Consider the following 25,692-nt stretch of genomic DNA (forward strand, 5'->3'; position numbering starts at 1 on the left):
TAAGACCTTGCTTTCTCTCTTTTACATAAAATTGTGATAAGATAGGAAGCAAACAAAGGAGGATAACATGACAGACATTTATGATATCGAAATCCAAAAACAAGATGGAAGTCCGCAAAAAATGAGTGATTATAAAGGAAAGATTCTGCTGATTGTCAATACAGCGACCGGCTGTGGCTTCACTCCTCAGTACCAAGAACTGCAGGAACTCTATGAACGCTATCAGAAAGACGGATTTGAAATCCTGGATTTCCCCTGCAATCAGTTTGGCCAGCAGACCCCTGGAGACGCTGCAGACATCAATAGCTTTTGCAGCCTTAACTACGGAACGATCTTTCCCCGATTTGCTAAGATCGATGTCAATGGTCCTCATACTGCTCCACTCTTTGACTGGCTCAAAAAAGAAAAGTGCGGTCTTCTGGGTGAGAAGATCAAATGGAATTTCACAAAGTTTCTGGTCAGTCGAGACGGGACAGTCATCAAACGCTTCTCTCCACAAACCTCTCCCCAAAAGATAGAAGAACTCATTCAAAAGCTATTATAAAAGGTAGGAAAAAGCAAAACGATTTATCCAACGGTAACTCATCTTCCACAGCTTGGCTAAGGTCTTTAAAAACAAGACATTTTGGGCTTTCAAAACATCTTGTTTTTGCTTTATAATATTTCAATTATATTACATTTCATTCATTTTCCAGCAATTCTGGGGATATTTTTTGCTTTTTTATTTGTTTTAAGTTAAAATAAACCAGTATGAGGAAGAGGATTAAACCGCTTGCAATCCTAATTTTCTTTGCTTCTTTTATCGCTTTTATTTTGATAAGCAAGCAAATTACTGACTCTCAGGAAAAGCAAGCACAGGCAAAAATTTCACAAACTAAACAAACTCCAAGTTCCTCAAAAAAAGAGGAAACATCTGACGATTCGTCCTTGGATGAAGAGTTTATTTCCAGACCAATCATTGACATTTCTGGCTGGCAGCTGCCAAGTGAGATTAATTACGACTTACTCGCCCAGAATGTTTCGGGAGTAATTGTCCGTGTTCATAGTGGAGCGCAGGCAAAAAAAGAAAACGCAGCAACCCATCTGAATGGTCTGGACAAGTCTTATGAAAGACATATCAAAGAATTTCAAAAGCGCAATATCCCTGTCGCTGTCTATGCCTATGTGGCCGCCAATAGCAAAAAGGAAATGGAAAAAGAAGCTGAAAGTTTCTACAAGGCCTCTGCCAAGTACCATCCAACCTATTATTGGCTAGACGTCGAAGAAAAGACCATGTCTGACATGAATGCGGGAGTTGAAGCTTTCCGAGCCAAGCTAGAGTCACTTGGTGTAAAAAATATTGGTATCTATATTGGAACTTATTTTATGGAGGAGCATAGCATCTCTACCGATAAGTTCACAGCAATTTGGATTCCGACTTATGGTAATGACGACGGCTACTACAATGCCGCACCAAATACTGAGCAAGATTACGACTTGCATCAGTACACATCACAAGGTCAGCTGACTGGTTTCTCTCATTATCTTGATTTGAACCAGCTGTCAACCTTGAAAGACCAGACAGCTACTTATCAAAAGCTATTTACAGTTCCTAAAGAAAGCCAATAGCTCAGAACGACAGCTCAAATCTCAAAGACTGCTGTCGTTTTTTATTGTCAAAAAATAGGAAATTTCCAGCTGTTCCCTCTTAATAAAGCCTATATTTTATGATATAATGATTTGATAAATGAAATTAGAAAAGGGAAATACAATGATTTCTTGGTTGAATAGAATTTTCAAAGGAATGGTCATTGCACTTGGCTTTATTTTGCCAGGAGTTTCAGGCGGTGTTTTAGCAGCTATCTTAGGTATTTACGAGCGCCTGATTCATTTTTTAGCACATTTAAAAGAAAACTTCGTCGAAAATGTTCTCTATTTCATACCAGTTGGAATCGGAATGATTTTAGGAATTGCCGCTTTCTCCTATCCTGTCAATCTGCTGCTGGATAACTACAAAGTGATTGTCCTTTGGGGATTTGCTGGAGCTATCATCGGGACTGTTCCCAGTCTTATTAAAGAGTCTGTCGCTAAAAGTGAGCGCGATCGGACTGATATTCTCGTTTTCTGGGTCAGCCTCATTCTTTCAGGAATCTTTCTTTATTCCTTAAATGGCATGGTCGGCACCTTGCCAGCTAACTTTCTCTCTTTCATCTTAGCAGGAGCTTTGATTGCACTAGGCATTTTAATTCCCGGACTCAGTCCGTCCAACCTTCTCCTGATTTTAGGACTCTATGCCCCTATGCTGAATGGCTTTCGCAAACTGGATCTCTTGGGCACCTTTCTTCCTATCGGAATCGGTGGTGCCTTAGCACTGATTCTCTTCTCTAAGCTCATGGATCATATTTTGAAAAACTACTACTCTCGTGTCTATCACTTTATTATTGGCATTGTCCTATCCAGTACACTTCTCATTGTAGTGCCACAAGCAGGAAACATTGAAAGCATTAGCTATCAGGGAGTTTCTATATTGACACTTGTTCTTGCAGCCTTTTTCTTCGGTCTAGGAACCTGGCTGGGACTCTGGATGTCGCAATTAGAAGAGAGATATACAAATGGCTAAAAAAACAAAAATCAAAAAAACATTGGTTGAGCAAATTTTAAGCAAGGCTAAGATTGAACATCTAGGTCTGCAGCTAAATGCCTTAGCTGAACAGCCAGCCGATGGTTTGGACCGTTCGCAGATTTATAAAACCTTGGCCTTGACAGGAGACAAGACTGGCACACTGATCGGTATTCTGCCTATCACAGAACATCTATCCGAAAAGAAAATGGCCAAGATTTCCGGCAATAAAAAAGTAAGCATGATTCCTCAGAAAGACTTGGAAAAGACAACGGGCTATGTCCACGGAGCCAACAATCCTGTCGGTATCCGTCAAAAGCACAACTTTCCAATCTATATCGACCAGTCAGCTTTAGAGCGAGATAGCATTATCGTTTCTGCCGGCGAAGTCGGCCGCAGTATCGAAATCAAGGCTCAAGATTTGGCGGATTTTGTTCAAGCTGACTTTGCAGACCTCAAAGAAAATACTAGCTCATAATTCTTCAATACTGCACCTAATATCTCAATAAACTCTAATAAGAAAGAAACATCAACCACTATGAAATTATACTTTGTCCGACACGGAAGAACGGAATGGAATCAGGAAGGCCGCTTTCAGGGAGCCAGCGGTGATTCGCCACTGCTGCCAACCGCCGTTGAAGAACTGCATAACCTAGGAAAACATCTGGCTCAGACACAATTTGACAAGATTTACAGCAGCGATCTCCCACGTGCCGTTCGCTCTGCTGAAATTATTCAAGAAGAAAGCCAGTTTCCGACTAAAATCGTATCAGTACCTGAACTGCGAGAATGGCAGTTGGGAAAACTGGAAGGCGCAAAAATCTCTACCATAGAAGCCATCTATCCGCACCAGATGACTGCCTTCCGCCACAACCTTTCGCAATTTAATCATACGTTTTTTGACGCTGAGTCAGTCTACCATACGACCCACCGGACCATTTCCTTTATCAAGACCTTAAAGGACAAGAACTACGAACAAGTGCTCATTGTCGGGCACGGTGCTAACTTAACCGCCAGCATTCGAACCATGCTGGGCTATGACACACCTCTCCTGCGCAAGAATGGCGGTCTGACCAACGCCAGCATCACCATCCTTGAAACAGAAGACTTTGAGAATTTTGAGCTGATCACTTGGAATAATACGGATTACTTGCTTGAAAAGGCAGAAAATTAAGGCTGGATTTCTAGCTTTTTTTCTTACTTTATAGCCAAATATAGATGAATTTCCCTATCTTTTGTGATAAAATAGGTAGGAAAACTTTTGGAGGAAAAACATGACTACTGAACATATTGAGGAATTAAACGACCAGCAGATTATCCGTCGTGAAAAAATGGCTGCGCTGGCTGAGCAGGGAATTGACCCTTTTGGCAAACGCTTTGAGCGGACTGCTAACTCTGCTCAACTGAAAGAAAAATACAACGATAAAGATAAAGAAGAATTAAACGAACTCAATGAAACAGCTATTATAGCTGGCCGTCTCATGACCAAGCGCGGCAAAGGAAAGGTTGGCTTTGCCCACATCCAAGACCGTGAAGGCCAAATCCAGATTTATGTTCGTAAAGATGCTGTTGGTGAAGAAAATTATGAAATCTTCAAAAAGGCGGACTTAGGGGATTTCCTCGGTATCGAAGGTGAGATTATGCGGACGGATATGGGGGAGCTTTCTATCAAGGCAACCCACCTTACTCATTTGTCTAAGGCTCTGCGTCCCCTACCTGAAAAATTCCACGGCCTGACAGATGTCGAAACCATCTACCGCAAGCGTTATTTGGATTTAATTTCCAACCGTGAAAGCTTTGAACGCTTTGTGACTCGTTCAAAAATCATCTCAGAAATCCGCCGTTACTTAGATGGGCAAGGTTTCCTTGAAGTTGAAACTCCTGTTCTCCACAACGAAGCAGGCGGTGCTGCTGCCCGTCCATTTATTACCCACCACAATGCCCAAAATATTGACATGGTGCTACGGATTGCAACCGAGCTTCACCTTAAACGTCTTATCGTTGGCGGTATGGAGCGAGTTTATGAGATTGGCCGTATTTTCCGTAACGAAGGGATGGACGCAACTCACAATCCAGAGTTCACTTCCATCGAGGTTTACCAAGCCTATGCAGATTTCCAAGATATCATGGACTTGACTGAAGGCATTATCCAACACGCTGCTGTTTCTGTCAATGGAGATGGACCGGTCAACTACCAAGGAACTGAAATCAAGATCAATGAACCATTTAAACGCGTTCACATGGTTGACGCCATCAAGGAAATTACTGGTGTTGACTTCTGGCAAGATATGAGTTTTGAAGAAGCTGTTGCCTTGGCTCAGGAAAAGAAAGTTCCGCTTGAAAAGCACTTCACCGAAGTTGGTCATGTTATCAATGCTTTCTTTGAAGAATTTGTGGAAGAAACCTTGATTCAGCCAACCTTTGTCTACGGTCACCCTGTAGCAGTATCACCTCTGGCTAAGAAAAATCCAGAAGATCCACGCTTCACGGACCGTTTCGAGCTCTTCATCATGACCAAAGAATATGCCAATGCCTTCACCGAGTTGAACGATCCAATCGATCAATTATCTCGTTTTGAAGCACAGGCAAAAGCCAAAGAACTGGGCGATGACGAAGCAACTGGCATTGACTATGACTTTGTCGAAGCTCTGGAATACGGTATGCCACCAACTGGAGGCCTAGGAATCGGTATCGATCGTCTGGTTATGTTACTAACAGATGTAACTACCATTCGAGATGTCCTGCTCTTCCCAACGATGAAATAATCTGTATTTTATACAATCTTAAGAAAACAAATCCTGCTGGAATTCCAGCGGGATTTTTTACATCATAAAAAAGTCTGGGAAACCAGACTTTTTGTTGTACTATTCATACCTCAGTGCTTCAATTGGATCCAGTTTAGAGGCTTTATTGGCAGGTAAAATTCCGAAGAGAACACCAATGGTTGCTGAGAAAAGAAGGCTAACGATGCTGACCGGTAGAGATACCGTTACTGGTGTTCCTTCCAGCATTTGACTCATAGCCGAGCCCAGTACAGACGCAAGTCCTGCAGCTAGAACCAGTCCAATCAACCCACCAATCAGTGTCAAAATCATAGACTCAATCAAAAATTGCATCAGTATGTTGCCACGTGTTGCTCCCAGAGCTTTTCGCAGACCGATTTCACGAGTTCGCTCAGTGACCGATACCAGCATGATATTCATAACGCCGATACCACCAACAAAGAGAGAGATTCCGGCGATGGCTCCGATAACACCCGTCATTGCACCATAAATATTTTGTACTTCCTGATAGAGGGCACTATCATCTGTCACTTGATATTCGCCCTGTTGCAGACCAGCAATTTCTGTTAATTTCTTGGCAACCTTAGGGCCAAGTTCTGGAACTAAGCTTGTATCATTCACTCGAAGAACAATCTCTGAAATTTCATCGACTCCAAAGTTTGCAGCTATGAGAGTATTGGTCGTAATGGCATTACCACCATAGACCTGCATGGAGCCAGATGCAGCAGCAGTTTCAGGATCTCTATAAACCCCAATCACCCGATAGTTACTGGCCCCCACTGTAACAATCTTATTGATGGCCTCTTCAGCGGAAGAAAAGAGGTTCGCAGCCAGATCTTCGTCCAGCAGCACAACACTGGCAAAGCCTTGATAGTCTTGCTGCCTCAAAGCGCGACCAGCAATGATTTTGTATTTTTTCACTTGAATATAGGTCATGTTTGCTCCGACAAAGTTGACGCGCTCAGCCTGCTTATTTTCGTAGCTAAAGGTTTCCATAGCTGAGTTGGTCACATAGTAGCCGTCCACTCCCTTGATATGAGTCAATTCCTTAACCCATGCTTCCTGGGCCTTGGGTGGTTCCACCACTTCCTCGCTTTCATCTTCTACATTTACTGAATAGAGATCAGCCGTCTGTGTGTAGGAGCCGTCCTTGCTCTTTTTAGGAGAAAAAACGAGACGCATGTTTTTCTGACTTTTGGTAAAACTCTCATTGACCCGCCGGGTAATAGAATCTCCTAAGGCCATGATAACCACAACCGAAGCCACTCCGATAATAATCCCAATCATGGTCAGGAAAGACCGCATCTTGTGTCCAAGAATGGAGCTAATGGCAAATTTCCAGTTTTGCATTAGGCTAGCCCTCCTTCCTTAGCGCTATCAGATGAGATAATACCGTCACGAATGACAATCTGCCGTTTGGCATAGGCAGCAATCTCAGGCTCGTGGGTCACCATGATAATGGTTTTCCCTTCTCGATTGAGCTCAGTTAAGAGCTCCATAATCTGCTCACCAGTCTTAGTATCCAAGGCTCCTGTTGGTTCGTCAGCCAGAATCAAAGAGGGATTATTGACCAAAGCACGCGCAATGGCTACCCGCTGCTTCTGTCCTCCGGAAAGCTCTGAAGGCAGGTGATGCATCCGCGTGTCCAGCTCCACCTTGGTCAGAAACTGCTCGGCCAAGGACTTGCGCTTAGATAGACCGACACCTGCATAGATCAAGGGCAGTTCCACATTTTGCAAGGCATTAAGCTTAGACAAGAGAAAGAACTGCTGAAAGACAAAGCCGATTTGCTTATTTCGAACCTTGGCCAGCTTCTTATCACCTAGCTTAGCGACTTCTTCGCTTCCTAGATGGTATTCACCAGTGGTCGGACGATCCAGCATCCCAATGATATTCATCAAAGTAGACTTACCAGATCCAGACGGTCCCATGATGGCAACAAACTCGCCCTCTTCAACCTCCAAACTGATGTCTTTTAATACCTGCAGTTCCTGGTCTCCATTGCGATAGTTCTTATTAATATTTTTTAACTCAATTAGCTTCTTCATAAGATTTCACCTCTTGACCGTCTTTCAAGCTATCTGTCGGATTGATGATAACTTTACTATCCTTTGTCAAACCAGATGAGATTTCTTGATTTTCAGCATCAGCATTTCCGAGCGTTACTTCTGTCTTCTTAGCAACTCCTTTTTCCAGAACCCAAACATAGTTTTTATCTCCGTCCATTACCACACTGCTGACTGGTACAATGAGTCCCTGAGTATTGTTTTTAACTTCAATATTGACAGAGAAACCTTGCTTGAGTTCGCCAATCTCGCTGGTAATGTCAATTGTAAATGGATATTTAGAACCTGAAGCTGTTCCGCTGCCACCTGTTCCAGATGGCTGAGCTGCTGCCTGCTGGCCGTCTTTTGGATAGTTGGAAATGTAGCTAATTTTACCAGTCCATTTCTTATCTGGGTAAACCTTTGATGTAATGGTCACTTCTTGACCTACAGACAAGTTAGCCAGGTTGTATTCGGATAATTCACCCTTAATCTGCAGATTACCATTGCTGACGATGTGAACCAAGGTTTGAGTAGCACCTGTTGTTGATTTTGAAACATCGCGGTTGACTTCTACGACCGTACCATCTGCTGTACTGGTCACTGTTAAAGCATTGAGAGTAGCTTGTGCTTTGTTCATATTATCCACTGCATCAGCTCGAGCATCGCGCAGGTCAGCTGCTTGAGACTCTACAGAACGCTGAGCCTGAGCTTCAGACGCACCATCTGCTTCTTCGTCGCCAGTCGTATTTACAGTCACACCATTGGTTTGCAAGTCATGCAATTGACGATCGGCTTTGCTAACCGCCCGAGCAGCTGCATCATAAGCAGCCTGAGCCTCTGCACTTTTATAAGTAACCAATGCTTGACCGGCTGTCACTTGGTCACCGACATTGACCAGTACATTTTCCAAGTCACCCTTGGTGCTGTCATAGTAGATGTACTGCTCATTGCTGGCTGTGACATTTCCTGTCAGTAAGACTGAAGAAGCCACTGAGCCTTCCTTGGCCTTTTGAACTAAGGGAGTCGTATCGATTGGTGCCTCAGAAGGATTCCCTCCATTTAGAAACATGAAGAGAATTGCTCCTGCAACAACTGCAATCGCAGCTCCAATAATACTAAATAATTGCCATTTCTTTAACTTTTTCATCTCTTTTCCTCCTCTTGATGAAAACGATTTTCTTTTGTTATATTATATCACAAGGCTATCATAATTCTTCTAAAAAAATTTACAGTTTTTCACAAATGGTTGCTATTTTATCTCAGATAGTCACTCCACTAAAATCCGTAGCAGATTATTGCATTCACCTGCTAAAAAAGGTACAATTACCTCATATAATAGAAGGAGATTCTAACAAAATGAAAGAATTTGATATGATTGCTATTGGCGGTGGCAGCGGGGGAATTGCTACCATGAATCGGGCCGGCGAATACGGTGCCAAGGTTGCCGTTATTGAAGAAAAGAAACTAGGTGGCACCTGTGTCAATGTTGGCTGTGTTCCAAAGAAGATTATGTGGTATGGTGCTCAAATCGCTGAAGCTATCCAGCATTATGGACCGGACTACGGTTTTACCTCTGATAATCAAGCTTTTGATTTTGCTACCCTTCGGAAAAATCGCGAAGCTTATATTGACCGAGCACGTTCGTCCTATGACGGTAGCTTCAAGCGGAATGGGGTTGAGCTGATTGAAGGCCGTGCCCGCTTTGTGGATGCAAACACTGTCCAAGTCAACGGTGAGCTTATTCGCGCCAAGCACATTGTCATCGCGACGGGTGCTCATGCTGCTATTCCAAATATCCCTGGCGCAGGCTACGGAGAGAATTCCGACGATGTCTTCGCTTGGGAAGAATTACCTGAATCTGTTGCCATTGTCGGAGCAGGCTATATAGCAGTCGAGCTAGCCGGCGTGCTCCATGCTCTGGGAGTTAAAACAGACCTTTTTGTCCGTAAGGATCGACCACTGCGCAACTTTGACAGCTATCTGATTGACGGTTTACTCCAAGAAATGGAAAACTCTGGACTCCAGCTTCATACCCATAAGATTCCACAAAAGCTGGAAAAACTTCCTGATGGTCAGCTCAAACTCTACTTTGAAGATGGCAGCAGTCACACAGCCCAGCATGTTATCTGGGCAATTGGTCGTAAGCCAAACGTTCAAGACCTTAATCTAGACGCAGCTGGCGTCACTCTCAATGAACGTGGCTTCATCGCTGTAGATGAGTATCAAAACACTATTGTACCAGGTATCTATGCTCTTGGCGATGTAACAGGTGAAAAAGAATTAACTCCTGTTGCTATCAAGGCTGGACGAACTCTGTCTGAGCGTCTTTTCAATGGTAAAACAAATGCTAAGATGGACTACTCAACTATTCCAACTGTTGTCTTCTCCCATCCTGCTATTGGGACAGTCGGCCTGACTGAGGTAGAGGCTATCAAGACTTACGGAGCAGAAAATATTCACGTTTACACATCTAGCTTCACATCCATGTATTCAGCTGTCACCCAGCATCGCCAACAGGCCAAGTTCAAGCTCATCACTGCCGGTGAGGATGAAAAGGTCGTTGGCCTGCACGGTATTGGCTACGGAGTAGACGAGATGATTCAAGGTTTCGCTGTTGCTATCAAGATGGGTGCTACCAAGGCTGACTTTGATGCTACAGTTGCTATTCACCCGACTGGCTCAGAAGAATTCGTGACCATGCGATAAAAAATTCAAAATCAGAAGAGGTTTGGTATTCCAGCCTCTTTTTGACTTCTGCTACCATTTTATAATAAAGATGATGACCGTTCCATAACCTAATCTTTCATTTTACAGACGAATCTTACATTTTTGTAAGATTGTAAATTTTAGCTATTTCAGCTTCATTTGATATTCCTTTGAAATATCCATCAAGAAATTCCAAAGATTATAAAAAGCGATTTTTTTATTAGTTATTATATGAGACAAGGAGCCTGAAATGAAATCTCAGACTCCTTTTTCTTTATGGTAAAATAGCTACAGCTCTAACTGGTGAACCGCTGGCTTGATGCCAGTTGGGAAAACTAATCGAGATGAGAGCACCTTTAGCCGGCAGCTGATCCAGATTGGTCATAACTTCTAGCTGATAAATGTCCTGCTCCAAAAGATAGTATTCATTGAGCAGCCCATGCTCCGCTGTAGGAATACCCGCATCTGTATCAAAAGTTTCGTGACCTACCGCCTTGACACCACGCTCATGGATAAGGAACTCTAGAGCATCTCGTCCCCACCCAGGAGTATGCTGAATCTCCTGATCATCCAGATTGCGCATAGCTGATTGACTCGGCCAACGCTTGGACCAGTCTGAGCGAAAAGCAACAAACGTTCCTGTCTCAATCTGCCCGTGCTCCGCTTCAAAATCTAAAATATCCTGCTTGGCCAGAATAAAGTCTGGATTTTCTGCTACTTCCTTAGACTTATCAATAACCACCAAAGGCAGGAAAAGATCTTTTAGTTCAATCTCTTCCAACCAGCGACCACCCTCCACAAAGTGAATCGGAGCATCAATATGAGTCCCGTATTGGCCAACTACAGAAAACTGCTGAACATGAAAACCGTCTTTCAAAGTGAAAATGTCCTTCTTCTCCAAGGCAGGCAGAGCTGGAAAATGCGGACTGTCTTCCCTAATCTGATGGGACAAGTTAACCCATTTTTTCTCCTGTAATTCCTGATAAATTTTTAATAAATCTGTCATAGCCTTCTCCAATCTAGTCAGTCTTGCTTTGGGAAGATGTTGATTACGCACCCACACCTCTAGCAAAAACTCTTATTTACTTTTGCATTATTATATCAATCAAAGTGTGCTGCTGCAATTCTTTATAGCTCTTTTAGATAATCCTTTTTTATTGAAAATAATATAGTTTAAAGCTATAGCTAATTTTTCTAATGAAGCCTATTCAAACATTGAAAATTTTGATATGATAGTACAAAGCAATCCAGAAATGAGGAAAACTGATGAGTAAAACAAAAAAACTTCTTGCGGCCTTGGGCATCCTTTTCTTTAATATTTTTGGTCTTATCGCCTTCTTCATCTTGCTCATCAGAAGCAAGAAACGAAAATAAGAATCTGTCTGTATAATTGTCTCGTCCGATTAAGAAGGACTTGACTTTTTTTTATTTAGCTTTTAAAATAGTTACCATAAAATTAAAAAGAGGTTTACTATTTATGAACAAGAACAAAGCATTTCTTCTTGCCCTCCCAGCTATCGGAGCTGCCTTCCTAGCTGTCCTATCCCAATTAACTATTTCCATTGGCCCCGTTCCTATCACGCTGCAGACTTTTGCTGTCGGTTTGATTGCAACGATTTTCAAACCTCGCGAAGCTGTTTTGTCAGTCTTTATTTATCTACTGCTGGGAGCTATTGGTCTGCCGGTCTTTGCTGGAGGAAGCGGTGGTTTTCAGGCTCTCTTTGGCCCTAGCGCCGGCTATCTCTGGTTCTACTTACTCTTTGCGCTTGTGACATCCAGTCTGACTCATAAGGACAGTCCTTTCTATATGATTTTTATAGCCAATGTATTGGGTGACGCTCTCGTCTTTGTCGGTGGTATCCTAGGACTGCATTTCTTGGGAGGATTTGATTTCTCTAAGTCGGTCGCGGTTGGCCTAACTCCTTTTATCCTGCCTGACTTGCTAAAAATGGTTGCCATCACCATTATCAGCATTCCTATTTTTAAGAGTCTGAAATTTCATCCCTACTTTTCAGAGAAATAGAAAAAACTGATAAAGCTTTCTCTATCAGTTTTTAAATGCATCCACGAGAACTTGGAATTCTTCATTAGAAAGTGTAATTCCCTTGCCCATTTTGCTGTGGTCTGGACTCCAAGTCCGAATATCATACTTAGCTGGCGCTCCGTTAAAGCTAACGCGATTAAGTTCCTTGGTCCAGCCCTTGTCATTTTCAGACAAGACCAGAAGTTTTTCTTCGATTTCGAATGTAAATTCAGCCATATTTCACCTCTTGTTTTATTTTCCAATTAATAATTCGTAAAAGAATTTACAATTTAGGGAATTTTGTTATATAATATATTGTAACAAGTTATGGAGATTTTAGCTATGAAAAAATATCTCGAAATGATTTTGCAAAGAGCCAACGAATTTATCAGTGGCAAAAAGAATGAACAAGGACCAGAGGACAGCGGCCGCATCCTGCGTACCATCGAGTTAGCTCTGCGTAAACAATCTGGTGTCCACGTTATCTTTCTGGATAAAAGCTTCACCGGCGATATTGTCAAATACGATCGCGAGCGCCTGCAGCTGATTATCAAGAATTTCAAGAAAAGTATGACCACTATTATCCGCGTGCAGGACATAAAGCGAATCAGTCTCGTACCCAATAATATCCGTGAAGCCCAAAAGAAAGACATTCGCATCACCAATCGTCGTTTCAAAAGATAGCTCTTCCATCCAGCTGGATGGAAGAGTTATTTATTTGTCTGAAAATAAATTGATCGATGCTTCTTGCATCCAGGATTAAAAGAATGAGCGCAGAAAGGGCAGGTATCCTCACAGCCAAGGTACTGAGAAATAGTCAGCTCAGTCCTGCAATGGCCGCAAAGGACTACTCGATCTTCTGACCGACTCACAGGATAGGCCATAAAAGAATGGTCTTCGTAGCGGTCATGACAGAGAAAGCAAGGATAGTATTTCTGACAAGCAAAGCACTTAAGAGCTATGATATCTCTCTCACTGTGATAATGCTGGCAGCGAGTCTCCTCATCAAGAATATCTCCGTAAACCTGAATCATGCTATTTCCTCTCTGATAACCTCTATTCATAAAAATGGCTTTTAGATTAAAAAGCCATCTATGAATATAAGATTAAGCTCGGATGGTCACGCTAGTACCATCTTCCTTATAAAGATTAATCAAGCCTTCCTTTCGAGCCCGCACCATATCGCCAGCCTCTACTGGCTGCTCCAAGTGAATGGTCAGAAGCTCCATCGGATTAGGAGCCCGATCAATTTTGTTACCATCAGCATCACGAAGGTCTGTGATAAAGGTTTCAAAATGACGGAAGCCTGGTCCGTAAAACTCAACCTGATCCCCTTCATGAATAACATTACGCTGACGAATAGTCGCTGTCTGACTGTCTGCGTCATAGGCTACTACTTCTGCCACAAATTTGTATTCTGGAATCTTACGACGCGCCCCGAACAGCTGCTCATTCTCTGTTGGAGTATGATAGTAAAATCCTGTGGCCAATTCACGTTGAGCAACCTTCCACATCTCATCTACCAGATCCTGCTTGATAGCTTCAAACTTTTCAGGACTTTCTAGATAAGCATTAACTGCCGCTTTATAGCAGTTAGTCACCGTAGAAACGTAATGAATAGACTTCATCCGTCCCTCAATCTTCAAGCTATCCACTCCATTTTCAATCATATCTGGTATGCGATCAATCATGGACATATCAACTGCGGACATAGAAAATTCTTCTGGAACTTCCCCCTTCAAACTCTTACGTTCTTGTCCAAAAGGCATATCGTAGAGATCGTATTTCCAACGGCAGGATTGCGAGCAGCCTCCACGATTGGCATCGCGCATACTCATGTGGTTGGATAATGTACAGCGTCCAGAGTAGGAAATACACATTGCTCCATGAACAAAGGCTTCTATTTCAACGTCAGTCCGTCGGCGAATTTCAGCCAGCTCAGCCATAGAAACTTCGCGAGCTAGGACAACGCGAGTTAGTCCTAAGTTCTTCCAAAACTCAAGCGTTTCATAGTTAGTCGCACTAGCCTGAGTCGATAGGTGGATTTCTAGACCAGGTGCTTCTGATGCTGCGATAGCAATCAAAGCTGGATCTGAAACAATGACAGCCGCAATCCCGATGTCTCGCAAACGGCGGAACCACTCACCAGCCCCCTCTTCATTTCCCTCGTGCATGACCATATTGGCCGCGACATAGACCTTAGCACCATAACGAGCCGCAAACTGAACCCCTTCTTCCATCTGTTCAAAGGTAAAATTGCCAGCTCGGCTGCGCAGACCATAGGCTTGTCCGCCAATAAAAACAGCATCTGCTCCATATCGAACAGCTACTTTTAGCTTTTCCAAAGTACCAGCAGGTGACAACACCTCTGGTCGTTTCAATTTTCTTGCCATCATTTTCTCCTATTTGCAATATAAAAGTGTTGATGTCTAATCCTTATTATTTTATAGTAATTTACCCCTAAAAGCAAGGTTCTTTGAATTATTTTCACAATTCTAATTTTCGGATTTTTCGAATTAATTCAAAAAATAGTTTGAAACATCTATTTTTTACTCATGTTTTAGAAATATTATTTTTGTTTTCAAAAAAGAACTCCTAAAAGGAGCTCTAGTTTCAATGTTTATTTTACCATATCGGGATCATAGTCATAAAATCCTGTATCGAGAATACGATTTTTCGGATGCAGTTTATGAATCTCCTCATCCAGCACAAATGCTTGGTCTGAGCTAAACTTGCCTGCTTCAATCAAATCTCTCGCCTCTACAAAAATCTTAGCAATCTCGACAAAGTTGTGACCAGGTGTGTAGAGCCCTTCCAACTTCCAGTGGCAGAATCCATGGTCAACCAATTCTATCAGCTTGGTCATCAAATCCAAGTCATTATTGGCAAAAATATGAGTACCATGATTGTCCTCAAAAATCGAGTAATGGCTCTGCGGATCGCTTGGTTCCGCCAGAAAGAGGTCTCGCTCCCGTGTCTTTTCATCATCGATATGAGTAAAATTATAGTAATTCTGCAAAAGAGGACGCTTGGAGTGATGGATGACACTAGCTCCGTATACCAAGACTTCAGCAGGAATTTCCAGAATTTCTGGCATCTTAAAAAGCTCAGCAGAAGGAATCTCACGCGCTAGGACAGCTTCTGAAACTCCTGCGTTCTTAGCCCAAAAGTTAATCTGACGGCTGCTGGTAACCATGGTCGAGGCATCGTAAATGGTCTTTAATTTATAACCATCGCGCTGCAGCACATAGAAAACACCAGCGTCTCCAACGGTAATATAATCTGCCCCAATTTCCTGCAGAAAATCAAGATAGGGCTTGATCTTATCCATCATTTCTTGATGCATGAGAGCGTTCACCGCAACGGTCAACTCTTTTCCTGCTTGGTGAACCAAATCAGAAATTCGATTTAATTCGTCTAAACTAAAATTATGAGGCAAACGAAGGCCGTAATTTTTCTCACCGACATAAATTCGATCGACATTTGCCTCCAAAAGTTCCTCAACTTGTTCTATACTTTCAGCTGTTGCTGTAATAATTATCTTTTTCATAAAACCATTATAGCAAAAAAATATAAAGGAGTGGTTTTTCATTCGAATTTATTCGTTTTGTAACTCTTTTGTAATATTTAAAACTGCAAAAAAATGGTAGAATTAGAGGGTACTGTAAGGAGAGAGAATTATGCACGTAAGAAAATACCAACAATATGATGACCCAACTGACTACTACTACCAAGAAATTGAATCTGAACAAACACCACTCTATCAAGAGTACTTACCTGAAGCAGAAACATCACCAAGATTAAGTGAACTCTTTTTCTTCTTAAATATTGCTGTTTTCTGTGTCTTGACAGTTTTGTTTAGCTTTGTATTTTTGAGTTTAAAAATGAATACATTTATGTCCTTCACTTTGGCCATTGCTTCCAGCCTGATTAGCATTCAATCTTATCGCCTGTTCGCAAAGAAACGCCAAACTAACAAATAAACCAACCTTGTGATTCTACGATTTTAAAATATAAGAAAAACCGACGACGCTTTAAGTCCTCGGTTCTTTTTTTCATTCTTGTAAACAAAGAAGACTAGCAATTTTGCTAGTCTTCTTTGTTTTATTTTTCTTCTTGACTGTCTATTTCAACAGCCTTTTCTTCTTGTCCTTCTGTCGCTTCTGCTCCGAAGTCAATGATGATTTCTTCTGAAGGTTCTTCTCCCTCTTCGAAGATCACAGGTTCTTCCTCAGCTAAGCTGCTTTCTTCTTTATCAAATTTTTCTTTGATTTCGTTAAACTTATCTTGTGAGTAGTCAACGACAGATTTTGTCGTTTCTTTGACAGATTCGATGACTGTTTCAGTTGTAATCTCGCCTTTCTCAACCTTTTCTTTGGTTTGTTGAATTGCGCTAACAGCTTGATTTGAAAAGTCTTTAGCAGACTGAACGACAGCTTCATGGATATCATCAGGATTTTCTTGATATTCCTTTACAAAGTCCCGAACCTTATCTGTCGTTTCCTTTCCTTTCTTACTGGTCAGGAAATAGGCAGCAGCTGCACCAGTGACAGCTCCCAATAACAGTGATGAAAATTTTCCCATAATAGACCTTCTTTCTTATTTTTTAAACAATTTTGAAGCAAAACGCAAAGCAGATAAACCAGCTGTAGTTTTGACTGTTCCCTTACCAGCAGACACTGCTTTTTTACTCAGCGTACGCGCCTGAACGTTTAAATCTGAAACAGATTCAGATAAGTCCGCCACAGCTGTAAACAAAGGATCAATGGTTGCGACTTTTTGATTGATGTCGTCAGTTAAGACATTGACCTTGGCCAGCAAATCATTGGTTTGGTGAAGGGTCACGTTGACATCAGAAGTCAAGACCTTAATGGTATTTTCTGTTTCATCTAGCATCTTACCAGCTTTTTCGCCCAGATTTTTGACAGTAATCGTCAAGTAAATCACGAAGATAATGAGGGCAACCGCCAGTAAAGCATAAGCAATTTCAATTATCATATTTCTCTCCTTTCATTGCAGACATCTCTTACAAGAGTCAGCGGCTCTAAGCATTTCTTATTCTTGATAATAAGGGGCTTTCTTTTTTCTTTGGTAAATGATGATGCCGATTCCAACAAAAATAAGAATCAGCGACAGCCATTGGGAAACACGCAGACCAGCAAACATGAGACTGTCCGTCCGCATACCCTCAATAATCATCCGGCCAAATCCATACCAAATCAGATAGAAGGCGGCGATTTCTCCTTGTCTCAGCAACTTAGGCCGACGGCGGAGAACAATAATCAAAATAAAACCAATCAGATTCCATACAGATTCATAGAGGAAGGTTGGCTGTCTGTAGCTGCCTTCGATATACATATTTTCACGAATAAAGCTAGGCAGATAGTCCAAACTCTTAACTGCCGCACCATAGGCCTCATGGTTGGCAAAATTTCCCCAGCGACCAATACTCTGGGCAATCATCACACTTGGTGCTGCAATATCCAGAAAATCAACTGGGTGAATCAGCCTTCTCCTACAAAAAAAGTAGAGAACGATAGCACCAGCTATCAGCCCGCCGTAAATAGCAATACCTGCTATTCCGCCATTCCAGAAATCAATGATTTTTATCAGATTCTTACCGTAATAATCCCACTCGAAGGCCACGTAATAAAGCCGGGCACCCACGATGGCTACGGGAAAAGCCACTAGGATAAAATCCAAAATATCATCAGGAATAATCTTCCGACGCGGAGCCTCTTTCATGGCAAGATAAACGGCTAATACTAAGCCTGTGACAATACAGATGGCATACCAGCGAATACTGATAGGTCCTAGTTGGATAGCTACTGGATCAATCATGTTTCACCTCATTCCGGCTAATTAAATCGGTGAGGCGCTCTTCAAAGATCTTTGTAGCATCATAGCCCATTTGCTTTGCTCGATAGTTCATCGCCGCAGCCTCAATCACGACAGAGATATTGCGACCAGTCTTTACAGGAATCCGAATACGTGGAATTCTGACACTGGCAACCTCCAGCTCCTCTGTATCATTACCTAGACGGTCAAAAGTTTTTTGAGTATCGTAATTCTCTAAATAAACAGCTATCTGAACTTGAGAAGAATCTTTGACTGCACTGGCTCCGTATAAGCTCATGACATCAATGATACCAACACCACGAATTTCCAATAGGTGGCGCAGAATTTCAGCTGGCTCTCCCCAAAGGGTCATTTCATCCTTGGCATAGATATCCACTCGGTCATCCGCAACCAAACGATGGCCACGCTTAACCAATTCAAGTCCTGTCTCACTTTTACCAATTCCACTGTCCCCTTGGATGAGAACTCCCATGCCATAGATATCCATCAGAACCCCATGAACACTGGTCCTCTCAGCCAGACGAGAATCAAGATAACTGGAAATTTCTCCAGACAAGCGGCTAGTAGAGGCTTTGCTTCTAAGAATAGCAACCTGCTTCTCATCAGCCGCATCAATCATTTCTTTAGGAATCTCTAAATTTCGAGCAATGATAACCACCGGCGTCTCAGGCTGGAACATTTTCAGCAGTACTTGATGGCGATTATGAGAGCTCATCTTCATCAGATAAGACCACTCTTTCATCCCAATCAGCTGTATCCGCTCGGGTGTATAAAAATCAAAATATCCAGTCATTTCAAGTCCAGGCCGAGAAATATCTGAAGTTTTAATTTCTTTCTCCAGTAAAACTTTATCTCCGTACTCCTGAGACAGACGAGACATTTTTAAGAGGTCTTTGACCTTTACTGACATTGTCTTCTCCCTTCAAATTTGTCTGCTTCTATTATAGCAAATTTTTACCTCAAAAGAATCTTTAAGATTGATTTTAGAGCGAAAAAATATTTTGATTTAAATCAACTTTTTAGTAAAAATAGAAAAACAGCCATGGTCTTAGTCAAGCAGGCTGTTAAGAATCTTCTTTTGGTTATTAAAACAGGGATGGTTTTCTACAAAATCTGGGACCTCTTTCAGAGGCAACCAGACATGAGCATCTGTTTCGCCTTCCTGATAGCGGACTTGACTCTTATCGCCAGACACAAGCACTTCATAATAGTCGAAATGGCACTGATCTTTGACAGAGCACACCTGCTCCAAAAGTCTTATGCTGTCAGGAACCAAGCCTGTTTCCTCTTTTAATTCACGTAAGGCGGCTGTCTGGCTATCCTCTCCAGCCAGCACACTCCCTCCTGCTCCGAACTCATAATAGCCAGGATAAAGGCTTTTATTGGCTGACCGCCGCATAAAGAGAATATCACCATCCTGATGGCGAACCAAGACATTGACGCAGAGATGAAACTGTCCTTCAGGAATTTTTTCTCCTCGAACTAAGAGATGAGGGAGTTGATTTCGATTTAAGTCATAGGCATTCCAAACTTCTGTCATATTTCCTCCTTGAATAAATGCTTAGGATTTCGTTGAATTTTCCAGGTTTAGTCTATTTCAGTTTGAGATATAGATCGCTTTTTATAGTTAGAAAGATTGATTGAATGAGCTATAGAGTAGAGGATTGTATTTGAAACTAGCATACCAAAAATATAAAATAGGCTGTTAGGAAGGGAGTTTATAATTATTTGGATACCTCCAACAAAACCATAAATTATGAGAGTTAGAACTGGCAGAAATAAGATAGATACAAATCCTACTAAACGATTTGAGCTTTGATCCGGAGGTAATACTTTCAAGAAAAAGAATAAATTCCACAGGCCAAATGGAAAAGCTAGAATACCTATAAAGAAAACAAACAAGCCAGCATATCCTCCTACTACCATGCCAGCAGCAAAAATAAGAACTATATGTAGAATTAAACTAATAATCAAGTACAGGAAAAATTTCCATAAATACACCGGTAAAGAGAATTGTTTCATAATACTGCCTTTCTAATCTTCAAAATGATCTGATAAATCAAGGGACTCAGCCTTTTCCATTTGTTTAGCTATATGTAGCTGCTCACGTGCTTTTTTAATAGAATAGGCTAAGAAATAAAGGGAAGTATTAACTAGAAGACAAATGAATAATATTGGAATCATGCTTTTAAAACTATTGAGCCAATTACTTAGACCATTTTCATGAGAAATATTCAAAAAGAAAACAGAAACTGCAATAAAAAGCGGATGCATGAAAATAGATAGTAGCAAAACACTTTTTTTCAGAGATTGACTAATTGGCGGTGTAAACAGAAAGAAGAAAAAATTTAAAAAACCATAGCTAAAAATCATCATCCCTAGAAAAGACACTGTCAGACTAGTACCATAGTTAAACTTAAGGAGAAAAGCCAGAAGACCAAGTCCTCCAAAACTAACAATATATGACAGAATAATATAAAGCAAGAACTTGAATGCATACCGTATGATTGAAAATTTTTTCATAAAATCATTCTCTCCTCTTCATCTAGTAAAAAATCGGGAGTGCATCCCGAAATTTTCTATTTTATTAAGAATTACCAAAACCAGCCGTCTTTATCGTCTTTGATAGCTTCCGCTTCTTTTCGTTTGCGCGGGCCGGTTCCATACATTTCTTCTTCTATGTCTTCTTTATAGGGCATAACCATAGCCAGCAGGATATAGATGAGAATTCCCAAGCCGAAATTGACCACAGTAAAGATAATAAAGAGGAAGCGCACCAGGCTCAGATCAAAATCAAATTTATCACACAGACCGGACAAGACACCGGAAATCAGTCGATTCTTTTTCAACTTATAGAATTTCACGTTCATGATAGAGACCTCAATGATCATATTTACTTTATTCTACCATATTTCATGAGAAAACAATCGGGCCAAAGGCTGATTATAGTTTAGAAAATTCATTCTTTTAAAAAAGAGAGTTCTTTAATGAACTCTCTTACTAATTATCAAGCTTTCTCTGACAAACGAAGCTTACCCATACAGCGTCCGCAACGGTATTTTTGAAGATTGACTCTACGTCTACGACGGATAAGTGCTCCGCAGCTCAGGCATTCATAGACGAGAAAAGATTGCGAATCGGACAAGGATGGAGCGTAGCGCAGACCATCAACTCGCTTGAGCAGATCTTTAAAATCTCTATCCCCATGGCGGTAACCTTTACCCTGATAATAGAGGTGATAATGAGCTAACTCATGGCGGACAATTTTTCGAAAGATCTCCAACCCAAAAGTTTCATAGATTTTTGGGTTGAAATCTAGATGGCCATCTTTTGGAAAGAAGCGTCCTCCTGTAGTGCGGAGGCGCTTGTTCCAATAAGCTTGGTGGCGGAATTCCCAGCCAAAATCTTCAACCGAAACCTGCTTGACATAGTTAGTTAGATTCATTTGGTGCTATCAAAGAGAGGTTGACCTTCTCCCGCTCCACATCCAGCTTATCCACCCAGACAGTGACCAAGTCACCAACAGATAGGACTTGACTAGGATGCTTAATATAGTCTGTGCTCAGCTTGGAGATATGGATAAGACCATCTTCGTGGATACCGATATCCACAAAGGCTCCGAAATCGACGACATTCCGGACGACCCCTTCCAGCTTTTGACCGATGCGCAAGTCCTTGATATCCAAGACATCCTGCCGTAAAACTGGCGCGTCAAAGGAATCTCGCAAATCTCGGCCAGGCTTGAGCAAATCAGCAATAATATCTTTTAGGGTTTCTTCTCCCAAGCCTAGCTCTGCAGCCAAACTAGCAGTCTGAACTGCTTTTAATTTGGCTTGGGCTGCTTCATCCAAACTGCTAATTTCAAGACGCTTAAAGAGCTCCTCCACTGCCTTATAAGACTCTGGGTGAACGCCTGTATTATCCAGCAAGTTATCACTTTCAGGAATACGCAGGAAGCCGGCTGCCTGTTCAAAAGCCTTTGCGCCCAGACGCGGCACTTTCTTGATGGCTTCGCGAGACCGAATCAAACCTTCCGTTTCCCGGTACTTAACAATATTTTCTGAAATAGTCTTATTGAGACCAGCTACATGAGCCAGCAAGGCAGGACTGGCGGTGTTGATATTAACTCCGACTTGGTTAACCACTGTATCAACGACAAAGTCCAGACTTTCAGACAGCTTTTTCTGGCTGACATCATGCTGGTACTGACCAACTCCGATGGACTTAGGATCTATCTTGACCAACTCAGCTAAAGGATCTTGCAATCGGCGGGCAATGGAAATAGCTGAGCGCTTTTCAACCGTCAAATCTGGAAACTCATGACGAGCCAGTTCACTAGCAGAGTATACAGATGCTCCGCTCTCATTGACGATGACATAGCTGACATTCGGATGAGATTTCAAAACTTCTGCTACAAAGGCTTCGCTTTCTCGGCTTGCCGTGCCGTTTCCGATGGCAATGATTTCCACGCCAAACTGCTCAATCAGCTCTGACAACTCCTTCTTAGAAGCTTCAATCTGAGCTGGCTTTGCTGGCGCTACTGGATAGATAACATGAGTCGTCAGCATCTTACCTGTCGCATCGACAACAGCCAACTTAGCCCCTGTCCGAAAGGCTGGGTCAAAGCCCAGTACTACGTGGCCTTTGAGAGGAGCAATTAGAAGGAGATGGCGGAGATTTTCTGAGAAGAGCTGAATCGCACCATCCTCAGCAGCTTCAGTCAGCTCGGTCCGAATACGGCGCTCCATGGCTGGAATGATTTTCTTTTTGACTGCTTGCTGAACTGCTTCAATAATATAGGCATTTTTCACCTTGAAACGTACTTCAAAAAAGCGCAGGATTTTATCAAGATTGTGCTCAAAACCAACCTTGAGAATACCTAGCTTCTCACCACGGTTAAGAGCCAAGGTACGGTAGCCTTGCATGGTCGCTACTTTTTCGGAAAAATCATAATAAATCTGGAAGACCTGCTTTTCATCCAAATCACCGTCTTTGAGACTGGATACGATAGAAGAATTGGTCTGCATCTCATGGTAGGTCCAAGCTCGCAGCTTGGTATCTTCAGAAATTGCTTCAGTCAGAATATCCACTGCTCCAGCTAGAACAGCTTCTGCTGTCGGAAAGGCTTCACTAGTAAGTTTCTCTGCTTCTTCCTGTAGATTAGCCGCATCCTGTAGGATGAAGCGGGCCAAAGGAAAGAGACCTGCTTCACGCGCAATAGTAGCCCTGGTACGACGCTTCTCCTTGTAGGGCAGATAGAGTTCTTCCACATCAGCCAGCTTTTCAGCAGCTTCAATCTCAGAGCGAAGAGCATCCGTAAGTTTTCCCTGCTCCTCAATCTTAGCTAAGACCGTCGCTTTACGCTCCGCCAAAGCAGTCATGCTCTTATCTAGGTCAATGATTGTCTTAATCTCGACCTCATCCAGATTTCCCGTCATTTCCTTACGGTAACGAGCAATAAAAGGAATCGTATTTCCCTCAACGGTCAGATCTAGGACCTGTGATACTTGGCTTTCTTTAAGGCCCAATTTCTGGGCAATTTTTTCAATATTTATATTTTCCATAACAATCCTATTATATCACAAGTGCTTTGAAAGATAGGCTATTTTAGAACTATTTAGTACTATTTGTACAAAAAAATTTAGGGTAAATCAGCGACAAGAAGTCCCTTATGTTTCAAAATTTCATTTTTTGATGATTGGTAGTATAATAGAATTATTATTTTAGAAATGAGGTGCCTTTATGGCTGTTAAATTTACTAGATCAGACGATTTGGACAAGATGTTCGAGGAGTTTGCGACCCTGCCCAAGATGAAAAAGGTAGAGTTCCCTGAGGAAGACAAGAAAAAATCTAAAAACGAGAAGGATAAGAAAGAATGAGCTTCTTCTCTCAGCTACCGGCCAGTGTCCTGCAAGCTGGTGCCATCTTTCTCTCTATTATCATTGAAGCCCTGCCTTTTGTCTTGATTGGAAGTATCATTTCTGGCTTTATCGAGGTGTATGTCACGCCAGACAAGGTTTATCGTTTCCTACCCAAGAACAAATGGGCTCGGATTTTCTTTGGAAGCTTGATTGGTTTTGTCTTCCCTTCTTGCGAGTGCGGAATCGTCCCTATTATCAATCGGTTTCTGGAAAAGAAAGTTCCCAGTTACACGGCTGTGCCTTTTCTGGTAACGGCTCCAGTCATCAACCCCATCGTGCTCTTTGCGACCTACTCAGCCTTTGGTAATTCCTTCCGAATGGCTCTGCTTCGTGCTTTAGGTTCTATGGTCGTGGCTATTCTTTTAGGGATTTTTCTGGGCTTCTTTGCAGACAGCAATATCCAAAAAGAAAATCGCAAGGCTGTTCATGAGCATGACTTTTCACATCTCAGCAAGGGACAAAAGCTTTTTCAAGTCTTCGTTCAAGCCATTGATGAATTTTTCGATACAGGTCGCTATCTGGTCTTTGGCTGTCTCTTTGCCAGCCTAGTCCAGGTCTATGTGCCAACCAGAATCTTGACCTCCATCAGCTCAACACCGGCTGTTGCTATTCTCCTGCTCATGCTGCTGTCCTTCCTGCTCTCACTTTGCAGCGAAGCTGATGCTTTCATCGGGAGCTCCTTGATTGCTAGCTTCGGCTTATCGCCAGTCTTAGCTTTCTTGGTCATTGGGCCTATGCTAGATGTCAAGAATCTGCTGATGATGAAAAACTACTTTAAGACACGCTTTATCTGGCAATTTATCAGCCTGGTTACTGTCGTCGTCTTTCTTTACTCTTGGCTTGTGGGGGTAGTGCTATGATCCGATTTCTAATCTTAGTCGGCTACTTTGAGATCACCATGTACCTACAGCTGACAGGCAAGCTCAACCAATATATCAATCTCCACTACTCCTATCTGGCCTACTTGTCTATGATTCTATCTTTTATCTTGGCAGTTGTGCAGCTCATCATCTGGATGAAGAAGATGGAGGTCCACAGTCATTTAAATACTCGCTGGGCCAAGTTAGGCAGCGTGATGCTCCTTGTCATTCCGCTTTTTGTGGGAATTTTCTTTCCAACTGTTACCTTGGATTCGACAACAGTTTCGGCCAAAGGTTTTCATTTCCCACTGGCTGAGGGAACTTCAACTGCTATTCAGCAGGACGAAGGCACTACCAGTCAATACCTGAAGCCTGACACTAGCACCTACTTTACCAAAGGAGCTTACGAAAAAGAAATGCGGGCAGCCGCCAAGAAATATGTCAAGCAAGATACCATTCAGGTCACAACTGAGAACTACATGGAAATCATGGAGGTCATCTATGATTATCCCGACGAGTTTGTAGGCAAAACGCTGGAGTTCACCGGCTTTGTCTACAATGACCCCAGCGACCAGAAGAGCCAATTTCTCTTTCGTTTCGGTATTATCCATTGTATCGCCGACTCAGGTGTCTATGGCCTCTTGACGACTGGAAATACCCAGCATTTCGAGAATAATACCTGGATTCATGCCAAGGGAAAAATTACCATGCACTACCATAAAAGTCTGGGACAAAGCCTGCCAACTCTAGAAGTTGAAAGCTTTGATAAGGTAGAAAAACCGGACAATCCTTACGTTTATCGGGTATTTGAATAAAGAAAACGAGGCTGGCACAATTTTGTCTTAGCCTCATTTTTTGTATTTGAATATGTTTCAAGCAGTGGTCAATTTCT

31 protein-coding genes are annotated in these 25,692 nt (G+C 42.1%); 13 read left to right on the plus strand and 18 right to left on the minus strand.

Annotation, left to right across the window (positions count from 1 at the left end):
- The first annotated feature begins 67 nt into the window (after nucleotides 1-67).
- From PCY71_RS03295 to lysS, 6 genes are all read left to right on the plus strand, one after another.
- Nucleotides 68-544, plus strand: a complete 477-nt coding sequence (locus PCY71_RS03295; RefSeq protein WP_002904937.1) for a glutathione peroxidase — start codon at nucleotides 68-70, stop codon at nucleotides 542-544.
- Nucleotides 545-750: 206 nt separating this feature from the next.
- On the plus strand, nucleotides 751-1,608 hold the full coding sequence (locus PCY71_RS03300; protein ID WP_002894996.1) for a glycoside hydrolase family 25 protein: 858 nt from the start codon (nucleotides 751-753) through the stop codon (nucleotides 1,606-1,608).
- 142 nt (nucleotides 1,609-1,750) lie between these two features.
- Entirely contained in the window at nucleotides 1,751-2,599 is an 849-nt protein-coding gene (locus tag PCY71_RS03305) for a DUF368 domain-containing protein (protein ID WP_032913618.1), read from the plus strand.
- On the plus strand, nucleotides 2,592-3,077 hold the full coding sequence (locus tag PCY71_RS03310) for an aminoacyl-tRNA deacylase (protein WP_048774215.1): 486 nt from the start codon (nucleotides 2,592-2,594) through the stop codon (nucleotides 3,075-3,077). The genes PCY71_RS03305 and PCY71_RS03310 overlap by 8 nt, the downstream gene beginning before the upstream one ends.
- 60 nt (nucleotides 3,078-3,137) lie before the next feature.
- Nucleotides 3,138-3,773, plus strand: coding sequence for a histidine phosphatase family protein (locus PCY71_RS03315; RefSeq protein WP_002909330.1), 636 nt, complete (start codon nucleotides 3,138-3,140; stop codon nucleotides 3,771-3,773).
- Nucleotides 3,774-3,873: 100 nt separating this feature from the next.
- Complete coding sequence (lysS, locus tag PCY71_RS03320) at nucleotides 3,874-5,364, plus strand: lysine--tRNA ligase (protein ID WP_002909329.1); 1,491 nt, start codon at nucleotides 3,874-3,876, stop codon at nucleotides 5,362-5,364.
- Nucleotides 5,365-5,463: 99 nt separating this feature from the next.
- On the opposite strand, the gene PCY71_RS03325 is transcribed toward lysS, so the two are convergent.
- The 3 genes from PCY71_RS03325 to PCY71_RS03335 are packed head-to-tail and all read right to left on the minus strand — an operon-like array spanning nucleotide 5,464 to nucleotide 8,577.
- Complete coding sequence (locus PCY71_RS03325) at nucleotides 5,464-6,732, minus strand: ABC transporter permease (protein ID WP_061592583.1); 1,269 nt, start codon at nucleotides 6,730-6,732, stop codon at nucleotides 5,464-5,466.
- A complete protein-coding gene (locus tag PCY71_RS03330; protein WP_002909326.1) occupies nucleotides 6,732-7,430 on the minus strand; it encodes an ABC transporter ATP-binding protein in 699 nt (232 codons plus the stop codon). Before PCY71_RS03330 ends, PCY71_RS03325 begins: the two co-directional genes overlap by 1 nt.
- The gene (locus PCY71_RS03335) at nucleotides 7,414-8,577 is read right to left on the minus strand and encodes an efflux RND transporter periplasmic adaptor subunit (protein WP_002897231.1); all 1,164 of its coding nucleotides are present in this window, start codon (nucleotides 8,575-8,577) and stop codon (nucleotides 7,414-7,416) included. The genes PCY71_RS03330 and PCY71_RS03335 overlap by 17 nt, the downstream gene beginning before the upstream one ends.
- 209 nt (nucleotides 8,578-8,786) lie before the next feature.
- Between PCY71_RS03335 and gorA the strand changes: the two genes are divergently transcribed.
- On the plus strand, nucleotides 8,787-10,136 hold the full coding sequence (gorA, locus tag PCY71_RS03340) for a glutathione-disulfide reductase (RefSeq protein WP_048774218.1): 1,350 nt from the start codon (nucleotides 8,787-8,789) through the stop codon (nucleotides 10,134-10,136).
- A gap of 274 nt (nucleotides 10,137-10,410) precedes the next feature.
- Here gorA and PCY71_RS03345 read toward each other — a convergent pair whose 3' ends face one another.
- Nucleotides 10,411-11,142: a cyclase family protein gene (locus tag PCY71_RS03345; protein ID WP_032912416.1), complete on the minus strand. Its 732-nt coding sequence runs from the start codon at nucleotides 11,140-11,142 to the stop codon at nucleotides 10,411-10,413.
- A 471-nt stretch (nucleotides 11,143-11,613) separates the two neighbouring features.
- On the opposite strand from PCY71_RS03345, the gene PCY71_RS03350 reads away from it, so the two are divergent.
- Nucleotides 11,614-12,159 carry a biotin transporter BioY gene (locus PCY71_RS03350; protein ID WP_032912415.1) on the plus strand — a complete coding sequence of 182 codons (546 nt, stop codon included), beginning with the start codon at nucleotides 11,614-11,616 and terminating at the stop codon, nucleotides 12,157-12,159.
- Nucleotides 12,160-12,183: 24 nt separating this feature from the next.
- On the opposite strand, the gene PCY71_RS03355 is transcribed toward PCY71_RS03350, so the two are convergent.
- Nucleotides 12,184-12,396, minus strand: coding sequence for a YdbC family protein (locus PCY71_RS03355; protein ID WP_002897227.1), 213 nt, complete (start codon nucleotides 12,394-12,396; stop codon nucleotides 12,184-12,186).
- 90 nt (nucleotides 12,397-12,486) lie between these two features.
- Here PCY71_RS03355 and PCY71_RS03360 point away from each other — a divergent pair, with 90 nt between their 5' ends.
- Nucleotides 12,487-12,843, plus strand: coding sequence for a hypothetical protein (locus PCY71_RS03360; protein WP_002899965.1), 357 nt, complete (start codon nucleotides 12,487-12,489; stop codon nucleotides 12,841-12,843).
- 26 nt (nucleotides 12,844-12,869) lie between these two features.
- Here the strand turns inward: PCY71_RS03360 and PCY71_RS03365 are convergent, their stop codons facing one another.
- The 3 genes from PCY71_RS03365 to PCY71_RS03375 all read right to left on the minus strand — a co-directional run bounded on the left by PCY71_RS03365 (nucleotide 12,870) and on the right by PCY71_RS03375 (nucleotide 15,709).
- Entirely contained in the window at nucleotides 12,870-13,193 is a 324-nt protein-coding gene (locus tag PCY71_RS03365; RefSeq protein WP_032912414.1) for a CHY zinc finger protein, read from the minus strand.
- A gap of 72 nt (nucleotides 13,194-13,265) precedes the next feature.
- Nucleotides 13,266-14,552, minus strand: a complete 1,287-nt coding sequence (locus tag PCY71_RS03370) for a U32 family peptidase (RefSeq protein ID WP_032912412.1) — start codon at nucleotides 14,550-14,552, stop codon at nucleotides 13,266-13,268.
- A 227-nt stretch (nucleotides 14,553-14,779) separates the two neighbouring features.
- Entirely contained in the window at nucleotides 14,780-15,709 is a 930-nt protein-coding gene (locus tag PCY71_RS03375) for a peptidase U32 family protein (RefSeq protein ID WP_048774328.1), read from the minus strand.
- A gap of 130 nt (nucleotides 15,710-15,839) precedes the next feature.
- On the opposite strand from PCY71_RS03375, the gene PCY71_RS03380 reads away from it, so the two are divergent.
- The gene (locus PCY71_RS03380; protein WP_009659279.1) at nucleotides 15,840-16,142 is read left to right on the plus strand and encodes a DUF3270 family protein; all 303 of its coding nucleotides are present in this window, start codon (nucleotides 15,840-15,842) and stop codon (nucleotides 16,140-16,142) included.
- Nucleotides 16,143-16,263: 121 nt separating this feature from the next.
- Here PCY71_RS03380 and PCY71_RS03385 read toward each other — a convergent pair whose 3' ends face one another.
- The 10 genes from PCY71_RS03385 to PCY71_RS03430 all read right to left on the minus strand — a co-directional run bounded on the left by PCY71_RS03385 (nucleotide 16,264) and on the right by PCY71_RS03430 (nucleotide 23,582).
- Entirely contained in the window at nucleotides 16,264-16,743 is a 480-nt protein-coding gene (locus tag PCY71_RS03385) for a YtxH domain-containing protein (protein WP_002909316.1), read from the minus strand.
- 15 nt (nucleotides 16,744-16,758) lie between these two features.
- A complete protein-coding gene (locus tag PCY71_RS03390) occupies nucleotides 16,759-17,157 on the minus strand; it encodes a DUF948 domain-containing protein (RefSeq protein ID WP_002897219.1) in 399 nt (132 codons plus the stop codon).
- A gap of 57 nt (nucleotides 17,158-17,214) precedes the next feature.
- Complete coding sequence (gene lgt / locus PCY71_RS03395; protein ID WP_002894973.1) at nucleotides 17,215-18,000, minus strand: prolipoprotein diacylglyceryl transferase; 786 nt, start codon at nucleotides 17,998-18,000, stop codon at nucleotides 17,215-17,217.
- Nucleotides 17,993-18,928 carry an HPr(Ser) kinase/phosphatase gene (hprK, locus tag PCY71_RS03400; protein ID WP_002909313.1) on the minus strand — a complete coding sequence of 312 codons (936 nt, stop codon included), beginning with the start codon at nucleotides 18,926-18,928 and terminating at the stop codon, nucleotides 17,993-17,995. Before hprK ends, lgt begins: the two co-directional genes overlap by 8 nt.
- Before the next feature lie 138 nt (nucleotides 18,929-19,066).
- On the minus strand, nucleotides 19,067-19,558 hold the full coding sequence (locus tag PCY71_RS03405) for an NUDIX domain-containing protein (protein ID WP_002909312.1): 492 nt from the start codon (nucleotides 19,556-19,558) through the stop codon (nucleotides 19,067-19,069).
- A gap of 47 nt (nucleotides 19,559-19,605) precedes the next feature.
- A complete protein-coding gene (locus PCY71_RS03410; protein WP_048774221.1) occupies nucleotides 19,606-20,040 on the minus strand; it encodes a hypothetical protein in 435 nt (144 codons plus the stop codon).
- Between the two features lie 12 nt (nucleotides 20,041-20,052).
- Complete coding sequence (locus PCY71_RS03415; RefSeq protein ID WP_301412445.1) at nucleotides 20,053-20,541, minus strand: histidine kinase; 489 nt, start codon at nucleotides 20,539-20,541, stop codon at nucleotides 20,053-20,055.
- A gap of 71 nt (nucleotides 20,542-20,612) precedes the next feature.
- Nucleotides 20,613-20,888: a PspC domain-containing protein gene (locus tag PCY71_RS03420; RefSeq protein ID WP_023916493.1), complete on the minus strand. Its 276-nt coding sequence runs from the start codon at nucleotides 20,886-20,888 to the stop codon at nucleotides 20,613-20,615.
- 137 nt (nucleotides 20,889-21,025) lie between these two features.
- The gene (locus PCY71_RS03425; RefSeq protein WP_048774223.1) at nucleotides 21,026-21,463 is read right to left on the minus strand and encodes a SprT family protein; all 438 of its coding nucleotides are present in this window, start codon (nucleotides 21,461-21,463) and stop codon (nucleotides 21,026-21,028) included.
- Complete coding sequence (locus PCY71_RS03430) at nucleotides 21,450-23,582, minus strand: Tex family protein (RefSeq protein WP_048774225.1); 2,133 nt, start codon at nucleotides 23,580-23,582, stop codon at nucleotides 21,450-21,452. Before PCY71_RS03430 ends, PCY71_RS03425 begins: the two co-directional genes overlap by 14 nt.
- A 178-nt stretch (nucleotides 23,583-23,760) precedes the next feature.
- On the opposite strand from PCY71_RS03430, the gene PCY71_RS03435 reads away from it, so the two are divergent.
- Genes PCY71_RS03435 through PCY71_RS03445 form a run of 3 tightly spaced genes read left to right on the plus strand, consistent with a single transcriptional unit; the run spans nucleotide 23,761 to nucleotide 25,615 of the window.
- On the plus strand, nucleotides 23,761-23,898 hold the full coding sequence (locus PCY71_RS03435) for an SPJ_0845 family protein (RefSeq protein ID WP_002909307.1): 138 nt from the start codon (nucleotides 23,761-23,763) through the stop codon (nucleotides 23,896-23,898).
- Nucleotides 23,895-24,800 carry a permease gene (locus PCY71_RS03440; RefSeq protein ID WP_002909306.1) on the plus strand — a complete coding sequence of 302 codons (906 nt, stop codon included), beginning with the start codon at nucleotides 23,895-23,897 and terminating at the stop codon, nucleotides 24,798-24,800. Before PCY71_RS03435 ends, PCY71_RS03440 begins: the two co-directional genes overlap by 4 nt.
- The gene (locus PCY71_RS03445; protein WP_002897211.1) at nucleotides 24,797-25,615 is read left to right on the plus strand and encodes a TIGR03943 family protein; all 819 of its coding nucleotides are present in this window, start codon (nucleotides 24,797-24,799) and stop codon (nucleotides 25,613-25,615) included. The genes PCY71_RS03440 and PCY71_RS03445 overlap by 4 nt, the downstream gene beginning before the upstream one ends.
- Nucleotides 25,616-25,692 lie beyond the last annotated feature (77 nt).

The organism is Streptococcus sp. SN3 (assembly GCF_030439905.1).